Genomic DNA, 26,361 nt, shown 5'->3' on the forward strand with positions numbered 1-26,361 from the left:
GCGCCGCTGGAAAGACAGCGCCCTGATGAGCCAGAGTTGGATCAGGCGGCGCTGACCTGAATGCGTCGCTCGCTTTCGGACGGTGCCGACGACAGTCTCGCCTGCATTTCGTCGCGGAAAACTTCGCCCAGCATCACCAGCACCGGACCTTCGGGTGCCTGGTCTCCGCAGCCCAGCAGTGCGCCTACCGTCCGCTCGGACAGACCCTGCAGCGTGGTGAAGGCCTCGCGCGATGCGGGATGGCTGGCGTTCTCGATCAGGGCGACTGGCGTATCGGCGGCACGGCCGTAGCTCATCAGCTCGCGGGCGATGGCCATCGATTCGTGTGAGGCCATGTAGAGCGCCAGCGTCGGCGTATCGGCGTTCGCACGCAGCGCCTGAGAAGGATGTTCGCCTTCGCCCGCACGCGGCGTCAGCAGCGCCACGCTGCGGGCGATGCCGCGGCGGGTGAGCGATACCTTCAGCTGGGCGCTGGCGGCACTGGCTGCGGTGACGCCTGGTACCACTTCGTATTCGATACCGGCCGCGGCCAGTGCGTCCATTTCTTCCTGGGCGCGGCCGAACAGCATCGGGTCGCCACCCTTCAGGCGAACCACCCGAGCGTGGGTGCGTGCCGCGTGGATGATCTTCTGGTTGATGAAGCACTGGGCGGTCGAGTGACGTCCGCAGCGCTTGCCGACCGCAATCAGCCGGGCCTGCGGAGCGAGGGCCAGCACGTCGTCGTCGATCAGCGCGTCATGCAGCACCACGTCGGCTTCTGCCAGCAGGCGGGCGGCGCGCAGCGTGAGCAGGTCAGCGGCGCCGGGGCCGGCGCCGACCAGCCACACCTTGCCCGGCCGCTTCGCCTGTTCAGCCGGCCTTGACATGGAGGCCACACTCCTTGCTTTCCGGGTTTTCCCACCACCAGCGACCGGCGCGGATGTCCTCACCGGGAGAGATCGGGCGGGTACAGGGCTGGCAGCCGATGCTGGGCACGAAGCGCTCGTGCAGTTCGTTGTACGGCACCCCGTGGGTGTGGATATACACCCACACCTCGCGCTCGCTCCAGTCGGACAGCGGGTTGAATTTCTCGATGCCGTGGCTTTCGTCGAACTGACGCAGGGGCAGCTCGGCGCGGGTGGCCGACTGCTGCGCTCGCATGCCTGTGATCCAGGCCTTCTTGCCAGCCAGCGCACGCTTCAGCGGCTCGACCTTGCGCATCCCGCAGCAGGCCTTGCGCAGGTCGACCGAATCATAGAAGGCGTTGATGCCGTGCTTGCGGACATACTCTTCTACCGCCTCATGACGCGGGAAGAAGGTGACCGGGCGAGCGTTGTAGTGCTTTTCGGCTTTCGCCATCAGGTCATAGGTTTCCGACGGCAGGCGGCCGGTGTCCAGCGTGAAGATTTCAATGTCCAGCGCGTTGCGCTGGATCAGATCGGTGATCACCATGTCCTCGGCGCCCATGCTGCTGGCGAAACCGATGGGCTGGAACTCGGCTGCGGCCTGCTTCAGCAGTTCGATCGCGGCGGCCGTCTTGAGCGCCACCTTGTCGCGCAGCGCGTCGGTGACGTTCGGGTGGATCAGCGGGTTGGTCATGCCGGCACCTTCTGACCGATGCGACGGCGGAACACCGGGACGTTGCCGTCGGTGGAGGTTTGGTAGGGGGTGCTGAAGTCGTTCAGTGCCGCGATGCAGCGTTCCGGCTTCTGGTCCGCACGCAACAGATAGGCATCGAAGCCGGTGCGGCGGAAGAAGAACATCTGGTCGCGCAGCACATCGCCCAGCGCACGCATTTCATTGCGGTAGCCATAGCGGCTGCGCAGGATGAAGCCGACCGAAAAGCCGCGGCCGTCGATGAACTTCGGGAAGTTCACGCCGATCAGCGGCAGCCGGTTCAGGTCGCCGCCCAGGCTGTCCGCAAGTTCGGTCGGTTCTTCATGGCTGTCCAGCCATACGCCGATCTCGCCAGCCGCCACCCGGGCTGCCAGCGCTTCATGCCGCCGCAGCCACACCGACAGCGGGATGAGCACCTTGCCGGTGGCCGGCACTTCGCAGCGGTCGATCACGTCGTCGGCCGCAGCGGGTTCGCCTGTCAGCTTGAACAGCACCACCTTGCCGGCGGACTTGCGCACCGGTTCGCCGGAATCGGGCAGCTTCACCCAGGTCCATTCGTTCTGGGCGAGGGCTTCGCCACGGATGAGATCAGCCATGGGTCACCTCGGCCTTCTTGCTGGATTCGCCATAGACGCGCGCCTTGAACGGCGCCACGCCGAGCCGGCGTACGGTGTCGAGGAAGCGCTCTTCAGGCGTGCGCGCAGAGACATAGGTTTCGATCAGTTTCTTGACCACGCCCGGCACCTCGTCGGCCGCGAACGACGGGCCGATCACGTCGCCGAGCGATGTGGTGTTGCCCTGGGCGCCACCGATCGACACCTGATACCACTCGGAGCCGGCCTTATCCACACCGAGAATGCCGATGTGGCCAACGTGGTGGTGACCACAGGAATTCATGCAGCCCGAAATGTTCAGCTCCAGGTCGCCGATGTCGTACAGGTAGTCCAGATCATCGAACTCCGCCTGGATGGCCTGGGCGATCGGAATGGACTTGGCGTTCGCGAGCGAGCAGAAGTCGCCGCCCGGGCAGCAGATCATGTCGGTCAGCAGGCCGATATTGGGCGTCGCGAGGTTGTGCTTGCGCGCTTCCTGCCACAGCGCGTACAGATCGGCCAGCGGCACGTCGGCCAGCACCAGGTTCTGTTCGTGCGTGACGCGCAGTTCGCCGAAGCTGTAGCGGTCGGCCAGATCGGCCACCGCGTCCATCTGATCGGAGGTGATGTCACCGGGCGGCAGGCCGTGCGGCTTCAGCGACAGCGTGACCGAGCGGTAGCCCGGGCGCTTGTGGGCGCGCACGCAGCGCGACACCCAGCGGGCGAAGGCGCGGTCGCCGGCCAGCTTCTCGTCGAAGCCGGCGTCGCGGGCCGGACGGGCCGGTGCATCCGGATCCTGGAAGGCGGCTGCGGCAAGCTCCAGTTCTTCGTCGGTCACGGTGGCGATGCCGTCGCGTTCAAGCTGCCATTCCTCATTCACCTGGCGTGCGAACTCTTCGGCGCCGATGGCCTTGACCAGAATCTTGATGCGCGCCTTGTAGGCGTTGTCGCGGCGGCCATAGCGGTTGTACACGCGCAGCACCGCGTCGAGATAGGTGGGCAGATGGCGCCAGGGCAGGGCGTCGTGGATCACGCTGCCGAGGATGGGGGTACGGCCCATGCCGCCACCGACGATGACGCGCACCAGCACTTCGCCCTGATCGTCGCGGTACAGCTGCAGGCCGACGTCGTGCGCATAGGTGACCGCGCGGTCTTCCACCGTTCCGCTGACCGCGATCTTGAACTTGCGCGGCAGGAAGGCGAATTCCGGGTGGAAGGTGGACCACTGGCGCAGCACTTCGCAATACGGCCGCGGATCGACGATTTCGTCCGGCGCAACGCCGGCGAAGGGGTCGGTAGTGATGTTGCGGATGCAGTTGCCCGAAGTCTGGATCGCGTGCATTTCGACCGTGGCCAGTTCGGCCAGGATGTCGGCGGTGTCTTCCAGCTTCGGCCAGTTCAGCTGCAGGTTCTGGCGGGTGGTGAAATGGCCGTACTCGCGGTCATAGCGGCGGGCGATGTCGGCCAGCTTGCGCAACTGGCGGCTTGCCAGCATGCCGTAGGGCACTGCAATGCGCAGCATCGGCGCATGGCGCTGGATGTAAAGGCCGTTCTGCAGGCGCAGCGGACGGAATTCGTCGTCCGACAGTTCGCCGGCCAGATTGCGCTGCAGCTGGTCGCGGTACTGCGCGACGCGCTCAATCACCAGCGCACGGTCGTAGTCGTCGTAGCGATACATAGGGGTGTCCCGTCATGGGTGTCCGGTCTGCGCCGGACAACCCGTTGCCCTCTTTCAGCCTAGAAGGTTCAGGCTCAGTTTTCCGCCGATGCCGAACAGCATGCTGGCCAGCAGCGGTCGCAGGAAGCGTTCCGGCATCCGGGCCGCGATCTGGCTGCCCAGTGCAATGCCGGGCAGCGAACCAATCAGCAGCGCGCCGAGCAGCGTCCAGTCGACATTGCCCAGCCACCAGTGGCCCATGCCGGCCACCAGTGTCAGCGGTACTGCGTGTGCGATGTCGCTGCTGACGATGCGCACCGCAGGCAGCCGCGGATACAGGAAAACCAGCGCCGCAGTGCCCAGCGCGCCGGCGCCGACCGATGAAATCGTGACCAGCAGACCCAGCACCGCACCGGTCGCCACGGTCAGTGACGTCAGGTGGCGTTCGCGCCAGGCGCCGATGCCCGGCCGTTCGGCCAGTGCCTGCAGACGCGAGCGGAACAGCAGTGCGCACGCAGTCAGCACCAGTGCCACACCGAGCGTACCGCTGATCAGCGACTGGCTGCCATACGCCGAGCGGGAATGTGTCGATAACCACCACAGCGTGAGCGCTGCGGCCGGCACGCTGCCCGCGCCCAGTGCCCGCACGATGCGCCAGTCTATGGTCCGGTTGCGACCGTGCACCACTGCGCCACCGGCCTTGGTGATCGCGGCATACAGCAGGTCGGTGCCGACCGCGACCGACGGATGGATGCCGAACAGCAGCACCAGCAGCGGCGTCATCAGTGAGCCGCCGCCGACGCCGGTCAGTCCGACGATGGCGCCGACGAAAAAGCCGGCCACCGAATACCCGAAATCCATGCGCGCAGGTCCGGCAAGATGAATTTCTCAGGGTATCGCCGGCTCAAGATAATTGGAAATGCTTTGAAGTAAGATTCAAATGATTTCCGGTTCTAACCGGCCTGCGGTACTTCCCCCTTCGACGGACGGCGGACATGAATCTTCAGCAACTGCGTTACGTGGCCGAAGTGGCCCAGCGCAACCTCAATGTGTCGGAGGCGGCACGGGCCCTGCACACTTCGCAGTCCGGGGTTTCGCGTCAGATCAGTCTGCTGGAGGAGGAACTGGGCGTCGATGTGTTCGTGCGCCAGGGCAAGCGCCTGGTTGCGGTCACCCGGCCGGGCGAGGAGGTGATCGCGATCGCCCGGCGCATGCTGCGCGACATCGGCGCGCTGCGGCAGGTGGGGGACGAATACGCCAGCGGCGAACAGGGACGTCTGTCCATCGCCACCACGCACACCCAGGCCCGTTACGTGCTGCCGCATGTGCTGTCCGAATTCATGCGGGCGCACCCGGGCGTGCAGATCGAGCTGCACCAGGGCAATCCGACCCAGTGCTGCGAGTACGTGCTGTCGGGCGCGGCTGATCTGGTCATCGCGACCGAAGCGATCGACGAATACGATCTGCTGGTGAGCCTGCCCTGTTACCAGTGGAACCGCTGCCTGATCGCGCCGCCCGGCCATCCGCTGCTGGACGTGAAGCCGCTGACGCTGGAAGCGATCGCCGACTGGCCGCTGATCACCTACGACTTCGCCTTCACCGGTGGCTCCCGGGTGAACCAGACCTTTGCCGAGCGTGGTCTGACACCCCGGGTGGCGATGAGCGCAATCGACGCCGACATCATCAAGACCTATGTCGCGCTCGGTCTCGGCGTGGGCATCGTCGCGCAGATGGCTTTCGATGCCGAGCAGGACCGCGGTCTGCGCGCGGTCGACTGCAGCCACCTGTTCGAGCCCAGCACCACCCGCATCGGCCTGCATCGCAACGGCTGGCTGCGCGGCTACACCTATACCTTCATCGAGGCGTTCGCCGCCGCACTCACCCGCGAAGCGGTGGACCGTGCGCTGGGTCGCAGCTGAGGGCGCGGGCACGGCCCTCCGCGTCATGCGGCGGTAATGTCGACCGGCGACAGTGTCGGAATTCTTGTCATTCACACCCACTGTCCATGATGTCCGCAGCCCTGCACCCGCTCGAACTCGATTCCGATGGCCGCCACGCACGTCTGGCCGGCGTCACCTATCTGGCCGGCGGCCTGCTGCGTGCGCGCGACGGCCGCGGCGTGGTGCATCTGACCGAGGCCGAGCGGCCCCGCCATGTGTACAAGTTCATCGGCCCGCTGCCCGACAGCGGTGCGCTGCAGCACGGCGCGCTCTATGTCGCGCGCTTCGGCGACAACGGTCACGGCCACTGGCTGCCGTTGGTGCCCGCGCGCCAGGGCTTCCTGCTGTGGGACCCGCAGCTCAAGGTGGGCGAAGTGCTGGCCGATCCCGCCACCGCGGCCCGCCGCGTCGGCGCCACGCCGCTGGACGGACTGTTTTCGGTACAGTCCCGCCCGGACGGCGGCCAGCTGCTGCTGTGCGGACACGCGGGTCCGGCTCGCGTATGGCGCGAGGCGATGGGCGACGTCGCCAGCCTCACGTTCGGCTGGCAGGGCGGTCTGCTGCCGGCAGATGAGCGGCCGTCTGCGCTGCACATGCGTGCCCGCCCGGCACTGCAGCTGCTGGCGGGCTGAACGGCGACCGGGCAGGCGCACCGCGTCGTGACGCGGTCGCGCGTACCGGCTCCGGCACGGACCTATACTCGGGCGCCTCGACAACCCGACGGTCGCCCATGATGTCCTATCGTTCTTCCCTGGCCGCCGCCCTGATCGCAACAGGGCTGTTCGCGTTCTCGCCGGTACAGGCCGCCGATGCAGCCGGCCGCTATTACGAGGACGCGCTGGTCCGCTTCGAGAAGAAGGACGACGCCGGCGCCATCATCCAGCTCAAGAACGCGCTCAAGGCCGATCCGAATTTCCTGGCCGCGCACATGCTTCTCGGTCGCGCCGCGCTGCGCAAGGGCGACTACGCCGCTGCCGAAGTGGCGCTGCGCGAGGCGCAGAAGCGCGGCGTGTCGCGGGCCGAGTACATCGTGCCGCTGGCCAATCTGCTGCTGGCCATCGGCCGGCAGAAGGAAGTGCTGGAAACCCTGCAGGTCGACGATCTGCCGCCAGGCGTGCGCTACGAGATGACGCTGGTGCGTGCCAAGGCCTATCTGGAACTGGGGCAGTATCCGCAGGCGCTGGCCACGGTGAAGGAGGCGCGTACTCAGAACGCCTCGGCCGCTTCCGCGGTGGTGCTGCAGTCGCGCATCGCGCTGCAGGCTGGCCGGCCGGACGAGGCTGCGTCGCTCGCCGAACAGGCCACGTCGATGGCGCCATCCGATACCGACGCCTGGGGACAGCGCGCTGCCGTGGCCTATGCGGCAGGGCAACTCAGCCAGGCCCTGGGTTACTACGACCGGGCGGTACAGTTCGGGCCCGACAATGGCGAAGCGCTGCTCGGCCGCGGCTCGGTGCTGATGGATCTCGGCCGCATGCAGGATGCCAAGCAGTCGCTGCTGCGCTCATCGGACGCCGACGTGACCGAACCGCGTGCGGCCTATCTGCGTGCGGTCATTGCCGAAAGCGAGGGCAACAAGGACGAGGCGCGCAAGCTGCTCAGTGAAGTCGCTGGCCTGATCGACCCGCTGCCGCGCTCGGTGCTGACCAGCCGCTCCCATCTTGCGCTGATCGCCGGTCTGTCTCACCTCGCAATGGGGGGCGCGGTGAAGGCAAAAGAGTACTTCGAGCTGCACATACGTTTTTTCCCGCAGCAGATGGCCGCTCGCAAGCCGCTCGCATCGCTGCAGCTTGCGATGGATGAACCTGCGGCCGCCATTTCGACGCTGGAGCCGTTGATGCGCAGCGGGGGGGCGCGTGACCCGGAAGTGCTGACGCTGATGGCCAATGCCTACAGCAAGCTGAAGCGCTATCAGCAGGCCACCGAATTGCTTGAACAGGCCGCCAAGCTGGGCAATTCGTCTCAGGTCCGCACCTCGCTCGGTCTCAGCCTGATCGGCGGCAAGCAGACCGCGCTGGGTACCGAACAGCTGCGCAACGCGCTCAGGGAAGATCCCGGTCAGGCGCGGGCCAGTACCGCACTGGCGCTGGTGGCGCTGCGCGAGAACCAGCCGCGCAAGGCGGTTGAACTGATGGAAGCCGTGGTCAAGCGGGAGCCGGGCAATCTGGCGGCGCTCAATCTGCTCGGTGTTGCGCGTGCCGCGGCACGGGATTTCGCCGGCGCGCGCAAGGCCTACGAGAAGGTGATGGCCGCCGATCCGAAGTTCGACGGCGTCAAGCTCAACCTCGCCCGGCTCGACATCGCCGAAGGCAAGCCCGACCAGGCCCGGGCACGGCTCGACGCCCTGCTCAAGGAAAAACCGGATCAGGCTTCCGCGCTGTTCGAGCGGGCCATGCTCGACGCGTCGACCGGCCGTTCCGCTGATGCGCTGCGCGGACTGGAAACCCTGCACGCCAAGCATCTGAACCATGTCGAAGGCCGGGTAGCGCTGATTGACCTGTATCTGCAGACCGGCGCGCTGGACAAGGCGCTCGAAACAGCCAAGGGCGTGAGTCAGGGGCAGCCTGGCTATCTGCAGGTGCAGGGCGCGCTGGCACGGGTACAGCTGGCCCGCGGTGACGCCACGGGCGCCCGTTCAACGCTGACCGCGATGACCCGGGTGGCGGATTTCGATCCGGGTGCCCAATACCGTATTGCCCAGCTGCAGCGTCTGGCCGGCAATCCGGCCGGCGCTGCCTACAGTCTGGAAAAAGCGCTCCAGGGTGATCCGGGTTTCGTGCCTGCCAAGATCATGCAAGCGGATCTGCTGCTGGCCGAGGGCCAGATCGACAAGGCCGATGCACGTGCGCAGGAGGTGCTGAAATCGCCGGCTGCGCCGGCCGACGCCTATCGTGTGGCTGGCGACGCGGCGATGGCCCGCAGCCGCTGGAGCGACGCAATCGCCCACTATCGCAGCGCGCTCGGGCGCGGTGCCGGTGCGGACGTGGCCGGACGGCTGTACGAAGCCCATCGCCGCGCTGGCTCGCAGCAGCAGGGGCGAGCGGCGATCGAGGCACTGGTCCGGGAGCGACCGAAGGACATGGCGGTCCGCCTGTTGCTGTCGCAGGTGCAGACCGCTGCCGGCCAGCTCAAGGAAGCCCGTGCCACGCTGGAAGGTGTCATCAAGAGCGTCGGTGAATCGGCGCCGGTGCTGAACAACCTCGCCAATCTGCAGTGGCAGATGCAGGACCCCGCCGCCCAGCAGACCGCTGAGCGTGCGTTCAAGCTGGCGCCGTCCGACCCGGTGGTGCTCGACACGCTGGGCTGGATACTGGCCCAGAAGGGGCAGCACGACCTCGCGCTGCGCCATCTGCGCGAAGCCCGTCTGCGCAGTCCGCAGAATCCGGAAATCCGTTACCACCTCGGTTGGGCGCTGGCCAAGGCCGGTCGTGTCAGCGAAGCCCGGCAGGAACTGGACGCAGCCCTCCAGGCGGGCGTGTCCTTTCCGGGCGACGACAAGGCACGCGCGCTGCGCACGGAGCTGGGGCCGCGCTGAAGGTGTCGGTAATATTTACACTACAGATTTTTACACTCTGTAATGTATTGAATTAAAAAGACTTATTTTGCCTGGCCCTTATCTTGCTAATGAGAGGCCAAGACAGCAATGTCCCCTTTCACCAAGGAACGACAATGAACAAAAAACTGATCCGGATTCTGGGTGCGGTGATGATCGCCGGCTTCGGCACCGCAGCGTCTGCAGCTGACTACTCGTGGGCCTTCACGTCCAACGCGACGTCGTCGACCAGCGCGACGGGCTTTGGCAGCAACATCACGGAATTTTCCGCGATGAACTACACCAACGCCGCAGGCCAGACCGTCAATATTCAGGGCTTTGCGAACACCGCGACCGGTTCCACCATCGAACGTGCCTACCTGACCTATCAGGGCACCAGCGGCCTGGGCATGACCAGCCGTGATTCGACCGCCAACGACGAAGTGACCTCCACCGGTTCCGCTCAGACGGCAAACGGCCAGCACGCGCTGGACAATGCCGGCGCGATGGAAAGCATGCTGTTTTCCTTCGGCTCTGACATGACTCTGGGCCTGGTCGACATCGGCTGGTACAGCACCGATTCCGACCTGACCGTGTATGCCTACACCGGTGCTTCGGTGGCTGACATCACCACGACGATTTCCGGCAAGACCTTCTCGACCCTGACCGGCTGGACCAAGGTTGGCGATTTCGCCGGCAACAGCGATCCGCGCGCCACCACCAATTCCACGTATTCACGTTACTGGCTGGTCACCCCGGGTTCGACCGCCGATGCGCTGGACTATGTGAAGATCGCCGGCGTCACCGCGACCACCAAGCCGGTCACCCCGCCGCCGCCGGCTGTGCCGGAACCCGCTTCGCTGGCGCTGATCGGTACCGCGCTGGCAGGCATGGTGGCTGTCCGCCGCCGCCGCAAGGCAGCCTGAGTCTTACCGGCTGAAAAAAACCGCGCTACGGCGCGGTTTTTTTTCGTCCATCGTCTTCCCGTCCCGGGCCCGTTTCCGTCATCGGCCTCCGCCGACGGAAGTGCCGGGCGCGGTCATGGATCATGCCGCCACCTCGGGTACCGCCTCAGCGGCATCTTCCTGCGCTTGCAGCGCCCACATCTGCGCATAGGCGCCGTCCAGCGCAAGCAGTTCGGCGTGGCTGCCGCGTTCGATGATGTGGCCGCCTTCCATCACCAGAATCTGGTCCGCGTCCATGATGGTGGACAGCCGGTGCGCGATCACCAGCGTGGTGTGGCCGCGCGCAATCTGTTCGAGCTGGCCCTGTATGGCCTGTTCGGTGCGTGAATCCAGCGCCGAGGTCGCTTCGTCGAAAATCAGGATGGGCGGATTCTTCAGCAGCGCGCGCGCGATGGCCACCCGCTGCTTCTCGCCGCCGGACAGTTTCAGCCCGCGTTCGCCCACCTTCGTTGCGTAGCCGTCCGGCAGCTTCTGCACGAAGTCGTGCAGCTGGGCGGCGCGGCTTGCCGCCTCGACCTCGGCGGCCGACGCACTGACCCGGCCGTACTGGATGTTGTAGTGGATGCTGTCGTTGAACAGCACCGTGTCCTGCGGAACGATGCCGATGGCGCCGCGCAGGCTGTCCTGGGTGAGCCGGCGGATGTCGTGGCCGTTGATCGTGATCCGGCCGCCGCCCTCGCTCACGTCGTAGAAGCGGTAGAGCAGGCGGGCCAGCGTCGATTTGCCGGAGCCGGAATGGCCGACCACCGCGACCCGGCCACCGGCCGGAATCGTGAAATCGACATCGAACAGGATCTGCCGCGCCGGCTCGTAGCCGAAATTCACCTGCTGGAAGCGCACTTCGCAGGGGCCGGCCGGCAGCGACACCGCATCCGGCACGTCCGCCACTTCGCGGTGGGTGTCCATCAGCGCGAACATGCGCTCGATGTCGGTCAGCGACTGGCGGATTTCCCGGTACAGCACGCCGAGGAAGTTCAGCGGAATGTAGAGCTGGATCATGAAGGCATTGACCAGCACGATGTCGCCCAGCGTCATCCGCCCCTCGGCCACGCCCACGGTCGCCCGCCACATCATCAGCGCCACGCCTGTGGCGATGATGGCGGCCTGACCCATGTTGAGCCACGACAGCGACACCTGGCTGCGCTCCTGCGCGCGCTGCCAGTGCGCCAGCTGCTCGTCGTAGCGCCGGGCCTCGAATTCCTCGTTGTTGAAATACTTCACCGTCTCGTAGTTCAGCAGGCTGTCGATCGCCCGCGTGTTGGCGGCTGAATCCAGCTCATTGGCTTCGCGCCGGATCTGGGTGCGCCAGTTGGTGACGGTGACCGTGAAGGTGATGTAGAGCGCCAGCGTGACGAAGGTGATGAGCGCGAAACTCGCTTCGTACTGCACCGCCAGAATGCCCAGCACCAGTCCGATCTCGACCAGCGTGGGCAGGATGGAATACAGCGTGTAGCTGATCAGCGAACCGATCGCCCGGGTGCCGCGTTCGATGTCGCGGGTGAGGCCGCCGGTCTGGCGTTCGAGGTGGAAGCGCAGCGACAGCGCGTGCAGGTGGCGGAACACCTGCAGCGAAATCCGTCGCACCGCCTGCTGGGTGACCCGCGAGAACACGATTTCGCGCAGTTCGGTCAGCATCGAGGTGGAAAATCTCAGCGCGCCGTAGGCCGCGAGCAGACCCAGCGGCACCAGCAGCGGTGCCGCCTCCAGCGCGGCACGCGACTGTGTGGCGGCGGGCGCCAGGGCGTCGATGATCTGCTTGAACACCAGCGGCACCGCCACGTTCGAGCCCTTGGCCAGCACCAGACAGGCGAGTGCGATCAGCACACGCCATTTGTAGGCCCACAGGTAAGGCAGCAGGTTGCGGATGGTTTCGGAATCGCGGCGGCGGGCGCCCGGGGCCTGTTCGGCGGGCGTCGGAAGGGTGGCATGTCGTCTCATGCCTCGATTCTAAGCGGCACAGCGTGGGTTTCGACGGTTACCGCTCGGTGGCAGTGGCGCCTCGCCGCGATGCAGCGTTTGAAGACGGGACTGCGCCTGCCTACGCGTCGCGAAGCGCTGATCCGGCGCAGACCGGAGCGGGGAGGCGGACCCGGATCAGACCAGCAGCGCCAGCCAGGCCGCACCCACCGACAGCAGGACGCCCGGCACCACCTGGGCGGCGAAAGCGCGGTTGCCGGCGGTGAAGGCGACCACCAGCTTGCTCAGCGCATTGGTGCTGAAGCCGGCCAGTATCGGCAGCACCGCCTGTTCGGTTGCGATGCGGCCGCCGGCCTGCAGCGCCGCGACCGCAGCGGCCGCCGAATGAGCGTCGGCGAAGCCGGCCAGCGCCGCGGCCAGACCGGCGCCACCGGCGCCATAGCGGTCGGTCAGCCAGGCAGTCAGCAGCATCAGACCGCCCATGGTGGCGGCGAACAGCAGGGCCAGTCGCGGATTGAATGGGCGACCGGGCGGTGGCGGTTCGCCGTCGTGCACCCGGGTGCCGCGCAGCGCGCACAGCACGCCATAGGCGGCTGCGGTCAGGCCTGCGGCCAGCAGCGAAGGCGCCAGCGCACGCAGCACCGCCGGGCTGGCGGCCGCCAGCAGCAGCGCCAGATACAGCACGGTGGCCAGCGACGACAGCACGGCGCCGGATACCGCGGCCGCACGCAGGGTCGGCTCGCGCCGCGCATGCGCGCCCATGGCGGCGATGGTGGCGGTGCTGGACACGAAACCGGAGGCGAAGCCGGCAAAGGACAGGCCGCGGGCCGGCCCGGCCAGCCGCAGCGCGATATGGCCGCAGGCGTTGATCGTCATCATGAGCACTGCGAGCTGCCACAGCGTGCGCGGGTTCACCGCCCCCAGCGGGTCGATCGCGCGGTCCGGCACCAGCGGCAGGATGACCAGGGCCGCGGCCGCCAGCAGCAGGCCGTCATGCACCTCCTGCTCCGACAGCGCGCGCACCACGAAACGGTGCAGTGCGCTGCGCGCCGCGAGCGCGATGGCGACCACTACCCCGACGCCGGTGGCCAGCGGCGCATCCTGCATGGCGAGCGCGCCGAGCGCGAAGGTGAGGATGAGGGCGATTTCGGTGGTCAGGCCCGGATCGTCGTCACGCGAGCGGCGGTAGGACACCACCGCCAGCAGACCGACCGAGGCGGCCAGTACCGCCAGCGTGGCGCCGCCGCCCAGCAGCATGGCGAGCGCACCGAGCAGCGACACCAGCGCGAAGGTGCGCAGGCCGGCGGCGCTGCGGGTCGGGCCTTCGCCCTTGCGCCGCTCGCGCTCGATGCCGATCAGCAGGCCGATGCCCAGCGCGGCGGCCAGACCGGTCAGGCGCGGGTCGAGATCGGCGGGCATGCGGGAGCGCGGGGGATAGCCATGGCGCTACCTTAAACGAGGAAGCCACCGGCGGCGACCGCGGCTGCCCGGAGCGGCGTCCTCGCCTGTAAAGTGCCTACCGCTTCCGGAGGATTGCCATGCACACCACGCTCATCACCGTCGACGGCCTGCGCGGCGAGGACGACGTCAACGACATCATCAACGCCATCCACGAACTGCCCGGCATCAGCCTGGTCGAGGTCGCGCTGGCGACCGGCGTCATCAGCATCGAGCACAACCCGCTGGTGTGCGAAGCCGACATCCGCCAGGCGCTGGAGGACGACGGCTACGTGCTGCGCTGAGCGCAGCTCACCACTTGCCGAGCGAGCGGATGTAGGCCACCAGCTCCCAGATCTCGTCCTGCGAGAACACTTCGCCCCAGGGCGGCATCGGCGTCGCGCCCTTGCCGCCGTCGCGTATCGTGTTGAACACGTATTCGGCTTCCAGCCCGTCGCGGTCGATGAACAGCGCCGGCTTGTGGCCGTGACAGTAGTCGGCGCAGGTGGACTGGAAGCGACCCATGCCGGCCTGGATGCGGGCCGGGTCGCGCAGGTCGAAGGGCGCCGGTCCGGCCGCTGCGCCGGACTCTGCCGCCTTGTCCGGCAGCACCGCGTTGAAAGCCATGGCTGAGGCCATGCAGCCCATCAGCGCGACAAAAATGAATGTACGTTTCTTCATGGAGTATTCCGGGTGATGCGTTGTTCTGGAATGCCGCCACGCCGCGGGAGGGGCGCGGCGTGACGGCAACCGGCAGCGGATGCGGGCACCCGCTGCCGGGTCATGCTCAGTCGACCTGCACCGCGACCAGTTCAGCCGGCAGACCGGCGCCACCGATCGGCACCACGACGTACTGCTTGCCGTTGGCCCGGTAGGTCATCAGCGCACCGAAGGCGGCGCCCGGCAGCTTGATTTCGCCGAGCAGATTGCCGGTGCGGGCGTCGTGCGCGTACAGGAAGGGCTCCTTCTCTTCGGCGGTCGCCTGGGTGATCAGCGCGTTGCCGCGCGACGACAGGCCGATCACCGAGTTCGTGCCTTCCGGTGCGAGGAAGAGCACGTCGTCGGTCAGCGCGATGAAGCTTTCACGCGGCACACCGACGCGGTCCAGCTTCAGGTCCTTGAGCGCCGGATGGTCGACCGGACCCTTGCCCGCCGGAATGCGCCACAGGTGCTTGCCGGTGTTCATGTCGATCGCGGTGACGGTGGAGAAGGGGGGCTTGAACAGCGGCAGACCCTGAGGACCGCCCACACCCGCCCAGGTGCCGGTGAAGTCGTACACGCCTTCGTTCTCCTTCTTCAGCTTGATGCCGAAGGGGATGGTGAAGGACGGCACGTACAGCACATTGGTTTTCGGGTTGTGTGCCGCGCCGGCCCAGCTGGCGCCGCCGAGCACACCCGGCACCTGCAGCGTGCCCGCCTTGTCCAGCGTGGGCGGGTAGTAGAGCGGGCCGTAGTTGTAGCGCGACAGGATCTTTTTCGCCTCTTCCTTCAGCTGCGGCGTGAGGTCGATCAGGTCGTCCTCGGTCACGCCCTGCTGCACGAAGGGCGCCGGCAGGCTGGGGAAGGGCTGGGTCAGCGACGACCGTTCGCCGGGCACGGTGGATTGCGGCACCGGCTTTTCGGTGATCGGCCACACCGGCTGGCCGGTGCTGCGGTCGAAGGTGAACACGAAGCCCTGCTTGGTCACCTGGGCCAGCGCCTTCACCTTCTTGCCATTGACCGTCAGGTCCATCAGGTTCGGTGCGGTCGGCAGGTCGTAGTCCCACAGGCCGTGATGAACGATCTGCTGGTACCAGGCGATCTTGCCGGTCTTGGCGTTGAGCGCGACGACCGACTCGCCGAACAGGCCATTGCCCTTGCGGTGGCCGCCGTAGAAGTCATTGGTCGGGGTCGAGAAGGGCAGATAGACCAGGCCCAGTTCCTCGTCGCAGCTCGGACGCGACCACATGTTTGCCGAGCCGGTGGTTTTCCACGAACCGTCTTCCCACGACTCGTTGCCCGGCTGGCCTTCCTGCGGCGGCTGTTCGAAATGCCACACGCGCTTACCGGTGCGGATGTCGAAGGCCTGAATGTCGCCCGGCGGGTGGGACTTCATCGGCGAGCGGCCGACCGCGAACGAATCGAGCACCGCCAGGCTGGGTACTACGGTGTTGCCGCACACGATGGGCGGCGAAGTGAGGGCGACCAGCGAGCGGTCGACGAAGCGGCGCAGGCCCTTGGTCAGGTCGATGCGACCCTTGTCGCCCCAGGTTTCGATCGGCTTGCCGGTCTTGGCGTTCAGCGCGATCAGGTAACCGTCACCGGTGCCGACCAGAATGCGCTTGTCGTTGCCATCCGCCCAGTAGGACAGGCCGCGGCTGATGAAGCCGAGGTTGGGCGGCGTGCCTTCAATATAGGCTTTCGGATCGTAGGTCCACAGCGTCTTGCCGGTGTTGCCGTCGATGGCCGACACCATGGCCATCGGCGAACTGGAATACAGCACGCCGTCGATGGCCAGCGGCGTGGACTGGTTCACCCAGGTGCGCAGTTCGGCGTTGTCCTGCCACACCTTGTTGTCCGGCATGGACCAGCGCCACGCCACCTTCATCGACTTCACCGACTGCGCATTGACCTTGCCGCCAGCCAGGTAGCGCGAGCCCGCCTTGTCGCCGTTGTATTCGGTCCAGTTGTTCGCGGCTGCGCTGCCGCAGAACAGCGCCATGCAAAGCGCGCTGACCACCGGCCTGAGGGCCGGTCGCTTGGGAGTGTTCATCGTTTTCCTCTCTCCGTCTGATGTGCGTGGAGCACGCCACGCGAGCTGTGCGGACAGCCGCGGCGTGCCTGTCTCACAGCGCAATACCGATGCCAGATCGAAGAATGGGAAATGCTCCCGGTATGTCCGGGAACGGAATCTTCAGGGTGCCGGGTTCGGCCGATTCCGGGAGAGCTTCCCGAGACGGCTGTCTCCCGGTGGAGAGTCAGCTGTCTCAGGAATGAGGCAGGGGTGAGTCAGATGTGAGGCATCAGACCGCGGGGCGTGGCGCCTGTCCACGCCGCCGGAACAGCCGGCGCAGCAGTCCCTCGGCATCGTCGATATAGGTGTAGACCACCGGGATCACCAGCAGGCTGAGGAAGGTCGAAGTGATCAGGCCGCCGATCACCGCGATCGCCATCGGACTGCGGAAAGACAGGTCGGCCGAGCCGAAGCCGACCGCGATCGGCAGCATGCCGGCGCCCATTGCAATGGTGGTCATCACGATGGGGCGGGCGCGCTTGTGGCAGGCGTCGATCAGCGCGTCGATGCGCGACAGGCCGTGGTCGCGCCGCGCGACGATGGCGTATTCCACCAGCAGGATGGAATTCTTGGTCGCCACGCCCATCAGCATGATGAGGCCGATCAGCGAAGGCATCGAAAAGCTCTTGCCGGCCAGCAGCAGCGCGATGAAGGCGCCGCCGATCGACAGCGGCAGCGCCGCCAGGATGGTGACCGGCTGCAGCAGATCCTTGAACAGCAGCACCAGCACCAGATAGATGCACAGCACGCCGGTCAGCATCGCCAGACCGAAGCTCGCGAACAGTTCGGTCATCATTTCCGCATCGCCCACCACCACCTGCGATATGCCCGGCGGCAGCGCGTTGATGCTGGGCAGTGCCTGCACCGCCGCGCTCACCTCGCCCAGCGGCACGCCGGACAGTTCGATCTCGAAATTCACGTTACGCAGCCGGTCGTAGCGGTCGATCACTGCCGGCCCGCTGGACAGCTCCAGCGTGGCCACCTGGCCCAGCATGACCGGGCCGGCGCCCGGCCGCTGCGTGGGCACCGGCAGCCGCGAGAGCAGATCGAGATCCGTGCGCGCGCTGTCCGGCAGTCGCACCGTGATCGGCACCTGCCGGCGCGGCAGGTTGAGCTTGGGCAGGAACTGGTCGTAGTCGCCCACCGTGGCTACCCGCAGCGTTTCGCCGATCGCCGCCGCGCTGACGCCCAGATCGGCGGCGCGCGCGGTGTCCGGCCGCACCGCGATTTCCGGCCGCAGCAGCGCGGCGCTGGACGAAATGCTGCCGATGCCGGGAATGGTGCGCAGATCCCTCTCCACCGCGCGGGCGGCTTCGGTCAGCGTGGCCGGGTCCTCGCCGCTCAGCGCCAGGATGTACTTCTCACCGGACGCGCCGAGGCCGACCTTGGTGCGCACGCCGGGCAGGTCGGCGATGGCCGCGCGGATCTGCTGTTCGGTCACCTGCTTGCGCACGCTGCGTTCGCTGCGCTCGGCCAGCAGCACGGTGAGCGTGGCCTTGCGCACCTCGGGTTCGCCCTGGGCCGCGATCGGGTCGTTGCCGACCGAGCCGCTGCCTATCGTGGTGTACACCCGGCGCACGTACTCGACCTTCATCAGGCGGTCGCGCGCCTGTTCGGCCATGTCCAGCGTCTGCGCCAGCGTGGTGCCCGGCGGCAGTTCGATGAATACCTGGGTCTGCGGATTGTCGTCCGGCGGAATGAAACCGGTGGGCAGCAGCGGGATCAGCGCGAGCGAGCCGATGAAGAAGGCGGCGGCCGCAATCGTCGTCAGGTGACGGTGGCGGATGCACAGCCGCGCGAACGCCAGATAGCGGCGCATGATCCAGCCGTCCTCCTCCTGGCCGTGCTTCGCCGGCTTCAGCAGGTGGGCGGCCATCATCGGCGTCAGCAGGCGGGCCACCACCAGCGAGGCGAACACCGCCAGCGCGGCGGTCCAGCCGAACTGCTTGAAGAAGCGGCCGGCGATGCCGCTCATGAAGGCGGTTGGCAGGAATACCGCGATCAGCGTGAAGGTGGTGGCGATCACCGCCAGCCCGATCTCGTCCGCCGCCTCGCGCGCCGCCTCCAGCGGGGTCTTGCCCATCTTCAGGTGGCGGACGATGTTCTCTACCTCGACGATGGCGTCATCGACCAGGATGCCGATCACCAGCGACAGCGCCAGCAGTGTCACCACATTGATCGAGAAGCCGAACAGATACATGCCGATGAAGGCCGGGATGACCGACAGCGGCAGCGCCACGGCCGACACGAAAGTGGCGCGACCGTCGCGCAGGAAGGCCCACACCACCAGCACCGACAGCAGCGCGCCTTCGTAAAGCAGGGTCATCGAGCCGTCGAATTCCTCCTGCACCGGTGTCACGAAGTTGAAGGCCTCGGTCACCGTCATGTCCGGGTGTTCGGCGCGCAGCGATTCGATCGCCGCCTGCACGCCACGCCCCACTTCGATCTCGCTGGCGCCGCGGCTGCGCGTGACCTCGAAGCCGACCACCTCCCGCCCGTCGAGCAGCGCGACCGAGCGGCGCTCGGCCACCGTGTCGCGGATGGTCGCGATCTGTTCCAGCCGCACCCGGCGTCCGTCGGCGAGCGCGATCTGGTAGCCGCGCAGCGTGTCCGCGGTGTCGGCGGTGGCCAGCGTGCGCAGCGGCTGTTCGCCGGTGCCGAGGCGGGCGCGGCCGCCGGTGGCTTCGATCTGCATCTGCCGCAGCTGGCGCGACACGTCGGCCGGGCTGGCGCCCAGCGCCTGCAGGCGCAGCGGGTCCAGTTCCACCCGCACTTCCCGTTTCGCGCCGCCCACCCGGTTCACCGCGCCGACGCCGGGCACCGCGAGCAGCTTGCGCGCCACCACGTCCTCGACGAACCAGGACAGGCCTTCCTCGTCCAGCCGCGACGACGACACGGTGAAGGCCAGCACCGGCGTGCCGGCCAGATCGAGCTTGGTCACCACCGGATCGCGCAGGTCGTCCGGCAGGTCGGAGCGCACCCGCTGTACCGCAGAGCGCACTTCGTCCAGCGCCTCCTGCACCGGCTTTTCCAGACGGAACTCGACGATGTGGGTGACCATGCCGTCCTGTATCCGGGTGGTGATGTGCTTGAGGCCCTGCAGCGTGGCGATCGAATTCTCGATCTTGCGCGCGACGTCGTTTTCGAGCTGGCCGGGGGCTGCGCCCGGCAGTGCGGCACTCACCGTGATGGTCGGCAGGTCGAGGTCGGGGAAGTTCTGCACCTTCATCGCGCTGAACGCGAGCAGGCCGGCCAGCGTGAGCAGCACGAACAGCACCAGCGCCGGCAGCGGGTTGCGGATGCTCCAGGCGGAGAAGTTCATGGTGCGACCACCTTCACCCGGTCGCCGTCGGCGAGAAAGGTGCCGCCGCTGGCCACGATGCGGTCCTCGGCCGCCAGACCGGCGCGCACTTCGATGCGGTCGCCGGCGAGCAGGCCGGTGTCCACCTTCACCTGCGCCACCGTGGCGAGATCGCCCTCCTGTGCGCTCACCCGGAAGGCATAGCGGTGACCGTCGCGCAGGCTGAGCGACTGCAGCGGCACGGTGAGCACCTCCCGCGCGCCGCGGGCGATCTGGCCGCGGGCGAACACGCCAGGCCGCAGCCCTTTCTCGTAGCCGCCGGGCAGATCGACATGGACCAGCGCGTTGCGGGTCTGCGGGTCCAGCGTCGGTGCCAGCGTGCGGATGCGGCCGTCGACCGGCGGCAGGCCGGGTGCCTGCACCGTCACTGGCAGACCCGGGCGCAGTGCCGGCAGTTCGTCCGCGGTCACTTCCGCCTGCCATTCAACCCGGCTGCCGCGCACCAGACGGAACAGCGGCTCGCCGGCGTTGCCGATGGCGCCCAGCGTGGCGCTGCGCGCTGAAATGACGCCGTCGTCCGGCGCCAGTACGCGGGTGCGCGCCAGTCTCAGCGTCTGCTGCTGCAGCTGTGCGCGGGCTGAGGCGAGCCGCGCCTGCGCGGTCTGTTCCGCCACCCGGTACTGGGTGAGCTGCTGTGCGCTGAGCGCGTCACTGCCTTCGAGCCGGCGGGCGCGGGCGGCGTTCTGCGCCGCTTCGTCGAGTGCTGCGGTGGCTTCCTGCGCGGCGGCTTCGGCCTGGGCCAGATCGGCGCGCACGGTTTCGTCGTCGAAGCGCGCGAGCAGCTGACCGGCTTTCACCCGGTCGCCGATGTCGGCGCGCACCTCGACCAGTTTCAGGCCGTTCACTTCGGTGCCGATCAGCGCCTCCTGCCAGGCGGCGATGCTGCCATTCGCCTGCAGGCCGTCGGGCAGCGTGCTGCGGGCGGGTTGCAACAGCGTGGCGGTCAGTGCCGGCTTGGCGGCCTTGGGCGGTGTGTCGGAAGGCGCTTCACCGCAGCCGGCCAGCAGCAGCGACAGACCTGCCATCAGGCCGGGTGCAGTGAAACGTGCGAAAGGGAATGCAGGGCGTGTCATCGGGACACCTCGGGATGCGGGAATGCGTCGAATTCGGGCGACAGCGCCCAGTCACCGCCGCTGGCGCGGTAGAGCGCGATGGCGGCAGCGACCTGTTCCTGTTCCAGCGCGAGGCACTGGCTGCGGGCCGCCAGCGTGGCGCGACGGGCGGTTTCGACATCGTCGAGCCGGGCCAGACCGGCCGCGCGCTGTGCCTCGACCGCCGCCAGCCGGGCCGCGTGGTCGCGCTCGGCGGCGCGGGCTTCCGGCAGTCGCGCCGCGGCGGCGTCCAGTCGCACCAGTGCGTCTTCCACCTCGCGCACCGCGCGACGCACGGTGGCGTCGAAGGCGCTGGCGCGGGCGGTGTATTCCGCGCGGGCCGCCTCCACGTTCGCCGTCCGGCGCCCGGCGTCGAACAGCGGCAGCGTGAGCGTGGGGCCGATGGACCAGGTGCGGGTGGTGACTGCCTGCCCGCCGTTGATGGCGATGCGGGTGGGCGAAATATTGCCGCTCAGACTGAGTGCCGGGTAGCGCGACGCTTCCTGCACGCCGATGCGCGCGCTGGCGACCGCGACCTCGCGCTCGGCTGCGGCCACGTCCGGGCGCTGCCGCAGTGCGCGCGCCGGCACCGCGTCCAGCGTGAATACCGGCGGCTGCGGCAGGCGCAGCGGGTCGCTGGCGAGGCGGGCGCGCAATGTGGCTTCGTCGAGCGCGGTCAGTTCGACCAGACGCTTCACGTTGCGGCTGCAGTCGGCGCGCAGCGCGGCGACCTGCGACGCGGCGTCGGCCACCAGCGCACGCGCCAGCGCGCGTTCCGACGGCGGCTGGAAGCCAGCCTCGACCAGCTTTTCGGTGCTGTCCAGCGAGGCGCGGCGCGAAGCGTGATCGGCTTCGGCCAGATCCAGCCGGCGGGCGCAGTCGCGTACCGCCAGATAGGCGTCCGCGGTTTCCGCCGCCAGCGCGACGCGTGCGTCATGCCAGGCGGCGGTGCGCGACAGCAGCTGGGCGCGTGCCGCCTCGCGCTCGCGCGCCAGACCGCCGAACAGGTCGATTTCCCAGCTGGCCTGCAGACCGATCTGCTGCTGGGTGCGCAGCGTGGCCGGTCCGCCGAAGGTAAAGGACGAACGATTGACCGAGGCGTCCACGCTGAGCGCGGGCAGACCGGCCGCGCCCGCGGCCACCGCGTCGGCGCGTGCCTGCACGATGCGCGCGCGGGCAGCGGCGAGGTCGGCGCTGGCGTCCTGCGCGGCCTGTTGCAGCTCGATCAGCAGCGGGTCATTGAAGCCGGCCCACCATGCGGCCAGCGCGTCGATCCGTCCGTCATGGGCCAGCTGCACGCCGTCCGGCGTGCCGGTCTGCCACGCCTCGGCGCTGCGCGGAGCAGGCGTTTCATGGTCCGGGCCCAGGGTGGCGAACAGGCCGCGCTCACTGGCGCAGCCGGCCAGTGCGACAGTGATCAGTGTCAGCAGCAGCGGGGTGGCGACAGCTTGCTCACGCATCGCGCGCTCCCGCCCGCCGCTGGCGCTCGCCTTCGATCATCGACACCGCGTAGCCGGCCAGTCGTTCCGCCAGCAGGTCGATCGCGTCCGGGCTCGCGAGCAGGTCGGGCGCCAGCAGGTCGATCAGTTCGCGGCCCACGTAGTAGTGCACCGCCATCGAAATGACCGCCACCGTCAGCCGCTGCACATCGGCGTCCGGCGCATGCAGCCCGAGCTCGGCGCACAGCCGGGCCACCATCCAGTCGTGCTGCGGGCGGATTTCCGCGTCGATCTCGTCCTGCCACAGGCCGGTCGGCTCGATCATTTCGCGGAAGTGCAGCTTCATCACCAGCTGCACCGCTTCGCTGTGCTTGAGCGGCAGCAGGAATTCGCGGAAGAAGGCATTCAGCGCCTGCGGCAGCGGCAGTGCCGCCATGTCGGCCAGTCGTGCCGGGTCGGTCGGTTCGCCCAGTGGCTCGCAGAAGGTGGCGCGGTACAGGCCGGCCTTGTCGCCGAAGTAGTAGCGGATGGCCGACAGGTTGGCGCCGGCCGCCTCGCAGATTTCGCGCGTGGTTGCACCTTCGTAGCCGCGTGCGGCGAACAGCCGGAGCGCGGCGTCCAGCAGGCGCTGGCGGGCAGCGGATGCGTCGTGTTCCATGGATTGAATCAATCGATTGATTTACATCGCGCACTCTATGAATCAGGCGATTGACTGTCAACACGCCACGGTCATTGCGGCGGTGCAGGATTGACAGTGGATCGAACGCTGCCTATCGTGAATGCACGATCAAACGAACGTTTGAATTTTGCGCATGGATCTGCCTACGCTGCCGCCACGTTCCCGCCGTCAGGGCGAGCCTGCGTCCGTGACACGGGCGCTCATCCTCGATGCGGCGCAGACGCTGTTCGCCGGTCACGGCTTCGAAGCCACGTCGATGCGCATGATTACCACCACTGCCGGCGTCAATCTGGCCGCGGTCAATTACCACTTCGGCAGCAAGGACGAACTGGTACGCGCGGTCATCCTGCGCCGGCTGCAGCCGCTGAACGCGCAGCGCATGCAGGCGCTGGACGAGGTCGAAGCCGAGGCGGAGGGCGCACCGGTCAAGGCGCGCACCATCGTCGAATGCTTCTTCGGCGGTTCGCTGACGATGGCGGCCGAAAGCGGGCAGGGGCGTGAGTTCATGCGTCTGCTCGGCCGCACCTTCACCGAGCCGTCGGCGGTGGTGCGCGACTGTCTGGCGGCCGAATACGCGCCGGTGATCGCGCGCTATCGCGACGCCTTCAGCCGCGCGCTGCCGACCGTGCCGGTCGAGGACATCGTGTGGCGGCTGCATTTCATGTTCGGCGCCATGTCGCACGCGGTGTCGGGGCTGGACGCGCTGCAGGCGGTGACCGGCGTGCAGGTCGAGGGGCCGGATGCGATGAAGCGCATGGTGCCCCGGCTGATGAGCTTCCTGCTCGGCGGCCTGCGGGCGCCGCTGCCGGAGGCGGTCTGACATGGGCAGCAACAGGGCCGTGCGCCGGAGCGCATCCGCGCGCGAACAGGGAAGGGGACAAGGATGAACGCACTGACTCCGCTGCTGTGGCTGGCGGCTTTCGCGCTGGCTTTCGTCGTGCTGGCCTACCGCCGCGCGCCGCTGTGGCTGCACTGCACGGCGCTGGCCGGCGGGCTTGCTGTGGCCGCACTGCAGTACGACTGGCCGCTGCCGGTGCGGGTCTCACTGGCCCTGCTGCTCGGCGTGCCGGCGCTACTGCTGAACATCGCACCGCTGCGCCGCGCGCTGGTGTCGAAGCCGCTGCTGGCGATCTACCGCCGCATCCTGCCGCCGATGTCGGACACCGAACGCATCGCGCTCGAAGCCGGCACTGTGTGGTGGGAGGGCGAACTGTTCCGCGGCCACCCGGACTGGAAAACGCTGCACGCCTACCCGGAGCCGACGCTGACCGCGGAAGAACAGGCCTTCGTCGACAACGAGGTCGACGAACTGTGCTGGCTGTCCGACGACTGGCGCATTTCGCACGAACTGATGGATCTGCCGCCCGAGGCCTGGCAGTACATCAAGGACAAGGGCTTCCTCGGTCTCATCATTCCGAAGAAGTACGGCGGCAAGGCGTTTTCCGCCTGGGCGCATTCGCAGATCGTGACCAAGCTGTCCACCCGCTGCTCGGCGTCGGCGGTGACGGTGATGGTGCCGAATTCGCTCGGCCCGGCTGAACTGCTGCTGCACTACGGCACCGACGCGCAGAAAGACCACTACCTGCCGCGTCTGGCCAGGGGGCTGGAGATTCCGTGCTTCGCGCTGACCAGCCCGCAGGCCGGGTCGGACGCAGCGTCCATTCCCGACTACGGCATCGTGTGCCGCGGCATGCATGAGGGCCGCGAAGTGCTGGGCATGCGGGTGACCTGGGACAAGCGCTACATCACGCTGGGTCCGGTCGCCACGCTGCTCGGGCTGGCCTTCCGGCTGTACGACCCGGATCACCTGATCGGCGACACCGAAGACCTCGGCATCACCTGCGCGCTGATCCCGACCGACCATCCGGGCGTGCAGATCGGCCGCCGCCACTTCCCGCTCAATGCGGTGTTCCAGAACGGTCCGAACTGGGGCAAGGACGTGTTCATGCCGCTGGACTGGATCATCGGCGGCCCGGCGATGGCGGGGCAGGGCTGGCGCATGCTGATGGAGTGTCTGGCCGCCGGCCGCTCGATCTCGCTGCCGGCGTCGAACACCGGCATGGCCAAGCTCACCGCGCGTGCGGTGGGCGGCTATGCCCGGGTGCGCAGCCAGTTCAAGACCGCGATCGGCCGCTTCGAAGGCATACAGGAGCCGCTGGCCCGCATCGGCGGCAATCTGTACATGATGGACGCGGCACGCCGCATGACCGCCGGCGCCATCGACCTCGGCGAAAAACCGTCGGTGGTGTCGGCCATCGTGAAGTACCACATCACCGAACGCGCCCGCAGCGTGGTGAATGACGGCATGGACATCCTGGGTGGCAAGGGCATCTGCCTGGGGCCGTCCAACTTCCTCGGCCGCGCCTACCAGCAGATTCCGATCGGCATCACGGTCGAGGGCGCCAACATTCTGACCCGCAGCCTCATCATCTTCGGTCAGGGGGCGGTGCGCTGCCATCCCTACGTGCTGCGCGAAATGCGCGCCGCGCTGGCCGAGGACACGCCGGCCGCGCTGGCCGAATTCGATTCGGCGCTGTTCGCGCACATCGGCTACACCACCAGCAATGCGGTGCGCACGCTGGTGACCGGCCTGACTGGCTCGCGCTGGGTCGGCGTGCCGGTCGATGTGGCGCCGGAAACACGGCGCTACTACCAGCAGCTCACCCGCTTCTCGACCGCCTTCGCCTTCCTCGCCGACGCCGCCATGCTCACCATGGGCGGTGATCTCAAGCGCAAGGAGCGGCTGTCGGCGCGGCTGGGTGACATCCTGTCGCTGATGTATCTGTGCTCGGCCACGCTGAAGCGCTACGAGGCGGAAGGCCGCCAGGCCGAAGACGCGCCGCTGATGCACTGGGCGATCTGGGACGCGATGTATCACGCGCAGCACGCGTTCGAAGGCGTCATGTCCAATTTCCCGAACCGTGCCATCGCGGTGCTGCTGCGCGCGCTCATCTTTCCGCTCGGCCGGCCCTATGTGGTGCCGTCTGACCGCCTCGGCACGCAGGTTGCAAAGTGTCTGATCGAACCCTGCGCCACCCGTGACCGCCTGACCGACGGCATGTATCTGCCGCAGGACGAACACGAGCCGGTGGCCGCCATCGAGCACGCGCTGAAGGCCACGGTGGCGGCCGAGGCGATCGAGGCGCGGCTGCGCGCGGCGCAGAAGCGTGGCGAACTGAAGGCGCGCGGGCCGGCGCTGATGCAGGCTGCGGTCGACGCCGGCCTGATCGACGCCGCCGAGCGCGCACTGATCGAGCGGCGCGACCAGCTGCGCGACCGTGTGGTGAAGGTCGACGATTTCCCGCAGGACTTCGGCGTGGACGCCGAAGCCGCGGCCCCGGTCGAGGCGCGTCACGTGAACGCGCTGGCCGCCTGAGGAGT

Annotated in this window: 20 protein-coding genes; 7 read left to right on the forward strand and 13 right to left on the reverse strand. The window is 67.8% G+C overall.

What is annotated here, in order from left to right; all coding sequences use genetic code 11:
• Nucleotides 1–41: 41 nt before the first annotated feature.
• The 5 genes from cobA to METUNV2_RS0103420 are packed head-to-tail and all read right to left on the reverse strand — an operon-like array spanning nt 42 to nt 4,707.
• Nucleotides 42–866, reverse strand: a complete 825-nt coding sequence (cobA, locus tag METUNV2_RS0103400) for a uroporphyrinogen-III C-methyltransferase (RefSeq protein WP_018228099.1) — start codon at nt 864–866, stop codon at nt 42–44.
• Entirely contained in the window at nt 850–1,578 is a 729-nt protein-coding gene (locus METUNV2_RS0103405; protein WP_018228100.1) for a phosphoadenylyl-sulfate reductase, read from the reverse strand. The genes cobA and METUNV2_RS0103405 overlap by 17 nt, the downstream gene beginning before the upstream one ends.
• Nucleotides 1,575–2,192, reverse strand: coding sequence for a DUF934 domain-containing protein (locus METUNV2_RS0103410; RefSeq protein ID WP_018228101.1), 618 nt, complete (start codon nt 2,190–2,192; stop codon nt 1,575–1,577). Before METUNV2_RS0103410 ends, METUNV2_RS0103405 begins: the two co-directional genes overlap by 4 nt.
• Nucleotides 2,185–3,867: a nitrite/sulfite reductase gene (locus METUNV2_RS0103415; RefSeq protein ID WP_018228102.1), complete on the reverse strand. Its 1,683-nt coding sequence runs from the start codon at nt 3,865–3,867 to the stop codon at nt 2,185–2,187. Before METUNV2_RS0103415 ends, METUNV2_RS0103410 begins: the two co-directional genes overlap by 8 nt.
• Nucleotides 3,868–3,921: 54 nt before the next feature.
• The gene (locus tag METUNV2_RS0103420) at nt 3,922–4,707 is read right to left on the reverse strand and encodes a sulfite exporter TauE/SafE family protein (protein ID WP_018228103.1); all 786 of its coding nucleotides are present in this window, start codon (nt 4,705–4,707) and stop codon (nt 3,922–3,924) included.
• A 134-nt stretch (nt 4,708–4,841) separates the two neighbouring features.
• On the opposite strand from METUNV2_RS0103420, the gene METUNV2_RS0103425 reads away from it, so the two are divergent.
• From METUNV2_RS0103425 to xdp1, 4 genes are all read left to right on the forward strand, one after another.
• Nucleotides 4,842–5,765, forward strand: a complete 924-nt coding sequence (locus METUNV2_RS0103425) for a CysB family HTH-type transcriptional regulator (protein WP_018228104.1) — start codon at nt 4,842–4,844, stop codon at nt 5,763–5,765.
• An 86-nt stretch (nt 5,766–5,851) separates the two neighbouring features.
• Nucleotides 5,852–6,418: an alkaline phosphatase PhoX gene (locus METUNV2_RS0103430; protein ID WP_018228105.1), complete on the forward strand. Its 567-nt coding sequence runs from the start codon at nt 5,852–5,854 to the stop codon at nt 6,416–6,418.
• A 98-nt stretch (nt 6,419–6,516) separates the two neighbouring features.
• Nucleotides 6,517–9,321, forward strand: coding sequence for an XrtA/PEP-CTERM system TPR-repeat protein PrsT (gene prsT / locus METUNV2_RS0103435; protein ID WP_018228106.1), 2,805 nt, complete (start codon nt 6,517–6,519; stop codon nt 9,319–9,321).
• 134 nt (nt 9,322–9,455) lie between these two features.
• The gene (xdp1, locus tag METUNV2_RS0103440) at nt 9,456–10,244 is read left to right on the forward strand and encodes an exosortase-dependent surface protein XDP1 (protein ID WP_018228107.1); all 789 of its coding nucleotides are present in this window, start codon (nt 9,456–9,458) and stop codon (nt 10,242–10,244) included.
• A 120-nt stretch (nt 10,245–10,364) separates the two neighbouring features.
• On the opposite strand, the gene METUNV2_RS0103445 is transcribed toward xdp1, so the two are convergent.
• Together METUNV2_RS0103445 and METUNV2_RS0103450 are read right to left on the reverse strand one after the other, a co-directional pair.
• Nucleotides 10,365–12,221, reverse strand: coding sequence for an ABCB family ABC transporter ATP-binding protein/permease (locus METUNV2_RS0103445; protein ID WP_018228108.1), 1,857 nt, complete (start codon nt 12,219–12,221; stop codon nt 10,365–10,367).
• Nucleotides 12,222–12,377: 156 nt separating this feature from the next.
• Entirely contained in the window at nt 12,378–13,619 is a 1,242-nt protein-coding gene (locus METUNV2_RS0103450; RefSeq protein ID WP_018228109.1) for an MgtC/SapB family protein, read from the reverse strand.
• A gap of 119 nt (nt 13,620–13,738) precedes the next feature.
• On the opposite strand from METUNV2_RS0103450, the gene METUNV2_RS0103455 reads away from it, so the two are divergent.
• Nucleotides 13,739–13,942 carry a heavy-metal-associated domain-containing protein gene (locus METUNV2_RS0103455; protein ID WP_018228110.1) on the forward strand — a complete coding sequence of 68 codons (204 nt, stop codon included), beginning with the start codon at nt 13,739–13,741 and terminating at the stop codon, nt 13,940–13,942.
• Nucleotides 13,943–13,949: 7 nt separating this feature from the next.
• Here the strand turns inward: METUNV2_RS0103455 and METUNV2_RS0103460 are convergent, their stop codons facing one another.
• The 6 genes from METUNV2_RS0103460 to METUNV2_RS0103485 form a co-directional block, all read right to left on the reverse strand.
• Nucleotides 13,950–14,318, reverse strand: coding sequence for a c-type cytochrome (locus tag METUNV2_RS0103460; RefSeq protein ID WP_018228111.1), 369 nt, complete (start codon nt 14,316–14,318; stop codon nt 13,950–13,952).
• Between the two features lie 106 nt (nt 14,319–14,424).
• Nucleotides 14,425–16,389, reverse strand: a complete 1,965-nt coding sequence (locus tag METUNV2_RS0103465) for a pyrroloquinoline quinone-dependent dehydrogenase (protein ID WP_026187840.1) — start codon at nt 16,387–16,389, stop codon at nt 14,425–14,427.
• A 250-nt stretch (nt 16,390–16,639) separates the two neighbouring features.
• Entirely contained in the window at nt 16,640–19,732 is a 3,093-nt protein-coding gene (locus tag METUNV2_RS0103470; RefSeq protein ID WP_018228113.1) for an efflux RND transporter permease subunit, read from the reverse strand.
• Nucleotides 19,729–20,844 carry an efflux RND transporter periplasmic adaptor subunit gene (locus METUNV2_RS0103475; RefSeq protein ID WP_026187841.1) on the reverse strand — a complete coding sequence of 372 codons (1,116 nt, stop codon included), beginning with the start codon at nt 20,842–20,844 and terminating at the stop codon, nt 19,729–19,731. The genes METUNV2_RS0103470 and METUNV2_RS0103475 overlap by 4 nt, the downstream gene beginning before the upstream one ends.
• Nucleotides 20,841–22,322, reverse strand: a complete 1,482-nt coding sequence (locus tag METUNV2_RS0103480) for an efflux transporter outer membrane subunit (RefSeq protein ID WP_018228115.1) — start codon at nt 22,320–22,322, stop codon at nt 20,841–20,843. The genes METUNV2_RS0103475 and METUNV2_RS0103480 overlap by 4 nt, the downstream gene beginning before the upstream one ends.
• Nucleotides 22,315–22,959 (reverse strand): CerR family C-terminal domain-containing protein, encoded by a 645-nt coding sequence (locus tag METUNV2_RS0103485; protein ID WP_018228116.1) that lies wholly within the window; start codon nt 22,957–22,959, stop codon nt 22,315–22,317. Before METUNV2_RS0103485 ends, METUNV2_RS0103480 begins: the two co-directional genes overlap by 8 nt.
• 154 nt (nt 22,960–23,113) lie before the next feature.
• On the opposite strand from METUNV2_RS0103485, the gene METUNV2_RS0103490 reads away from it, so the two are divergent.
• Together METUNV2_RS0103490 and METUNV2_RS0103495 are read left to right on the forward strand one after the other, a co-directional pair.
• Nucleotides 23,114–23,800, forward strand: a complete 687-nt coding sequence (locus tag METUNV2_RS0103490) for a TetR/AcrR family transcriptional regulator (RefSeq protein WP_018228117.1) — start codon at nt 23,114–23,116, stop codon at nt 23,798–23,800.
• A gap of 63 nt (nt 23,801–23,863) precedes the next feature.
• Nucleotides 23,864–26,356: an acyl-CoA dehydrogenase gene (locus tag METUNV2_RS0103495; RefSeq protein WP_018228118.1), complete on the forward strand. Its 2,493-nt coding sequence runs from the start codon at nt 23,864–23,866 to the stop codon at nt 26,354–26,356.
• Nucleotides 26,357–26,361 lie beyond the last annotated feature (5 nt).

This window comes from Methyloversatilis universalis EHg5 (assembly GCF_000378945.1).
GTDB classification, from domain to species: domain Bacteria; phylum Pseudomonadota; class Gammaproteobacteria; order Burkholderiales; family Rhodocyclaceae; genus Methyloversatilis; species Methyloversatilis universalis_A.

Coding starts and splice junctions, on each gene's coding strand:
- cobA (WP_018228099.1), bottom strand. CDS start 866: ATGTCAAGGCCGGCTGAACAGGCGAAGCGGCCGGGCAAGGTGTGGCTG.
- METUNV2_RS0103405 (WP_018228100.1), bottom strand. CDS start 1,578: ATGACCAACCCGCTGATCCACCCGAACGTCACCGACGCGCTGCGCGAC.
- METUNV2_RS0103410 (WP_018228101.1), bottom strand. CDS start 2,192: ATGGCTGATCTCATCCGTGGCGAAGCCCTCGCCCAGAACGAATGGACC.
- METUNV2_RS0103415 (WP_018228102.1), bottom strand. CDS start 3,867: ATGTATCGCTACGACGACTACGACCGTGCGCTGGTGATTGAGCGCGTC.
- METUNV2_RS0103420 (WP_018228103.1), bottom strand. CDS start 4,707: ATGGATTTCGGGTATTCGGTGGCCGGCTTTTTCGTCGGCGCCATCGTC.
- METUNV2_RS0103425 (WP_018228104.1), top strand. CDS start 4,842: ATGAATCTTCAGCAACTGCGTTACGTGGCCGAAGTGGCCCAGCGCAAC.
- METUNV2_RS0103430 (WP_018228105.1), top strand. CDS start 5,852: ATGATGTCCGCAGCCCTGCACCCGCTCGAACTCGATTCCGATGGCCGC.
- prsT (WP_018228106.1), top strand. CDS start 6,517: ATGATGTCCTATCGTTCTTCCCTGGCCGCCGCCCTGATCGCAACAGGG.
- xdp1 (WP_018228107.1), top strand. CDS start 9,456: ATGAACAAAAAACTGATCCGGATTCTGGGTGCGGTGATGATCGCCGGC.
- METUNV2_RS0103445 (WP_018228108.1), bottom strand. CDS start 12,221: ATGAGACGACATGCCACCCTTCCGACGCCCGCCGAACAGGCCCCGGGC.
- METUNV2_RS0103450 (WP_018228109.1), bottom strand. CDS start 13,619: ATGCCCGCCGATCTCGACCCGCGCCTGACCGGTCTGGCCGCCGCGCTG.
- METUNV2_RS0103455 (WP_018228110.1), top strand. CDS start 13,739: ATGCACACCACGCTCATCACCGTCGACGGCCTGCGCGGCGAGGACGAC.
- METUNV2_RS0103460 (WP_018228111.1), bottom strand. CDS start 14,318: ATGAAGAAACGTACATTCATTTTTGTCGCGCTGATGGGCTGCATGGCC.
- METUNV2_RS0103465 (WP_026187840.1), bottom strand. CDS start 16,389: ATGAACACTCCCAAGCGACCGGCCCTCAGGCCGGTGGTCAGCGCGCTT.
- METUNV2_RS0103470 (WP_018228113.1), bottom strand. CDS start 19,732: ATGAACTTCTCCGCCTGGAGCATCCGCAACCCGCTGCCGGCGCTGGTG.
- METUNV2_RS0103475 (WP_026187841.1), bottom strand. CDS start 20,844: ATGACACGCCCTGCATTCCCTTTCGCACGTTTCACTGCACCCGGCCTG.
- METUNV2_RS0103480 (WP_018228115.1), bottom strand. CDS start 22,322: ATGCGTGAGCAAGCTGTCGCCACCCCGCTGCTGCTGACACTGATCACT.
- METUNV2_RS0103485 (WP_018228116.1), bottom strand. CDS start 22,959: ATGGAACACGACGCATCCGCTGCCCGCCAGCGCCTGCTGGACGCCGCG.
- METUNV2_RS0103490 (WP_018228117.1), top strand. CDS start 23,114: ATGGATCTGCCTACGCTGCCGCCACGTTCCCGCCGTCAGGGCGAGCCT.
- METUNV2_RS0103495 (WP_018228118.1), top strand. CDS start 23,864: ATGAACGCACTGACTCCGCTGCTGTGGCTGGCGGCTTTCGCGCTGGCT.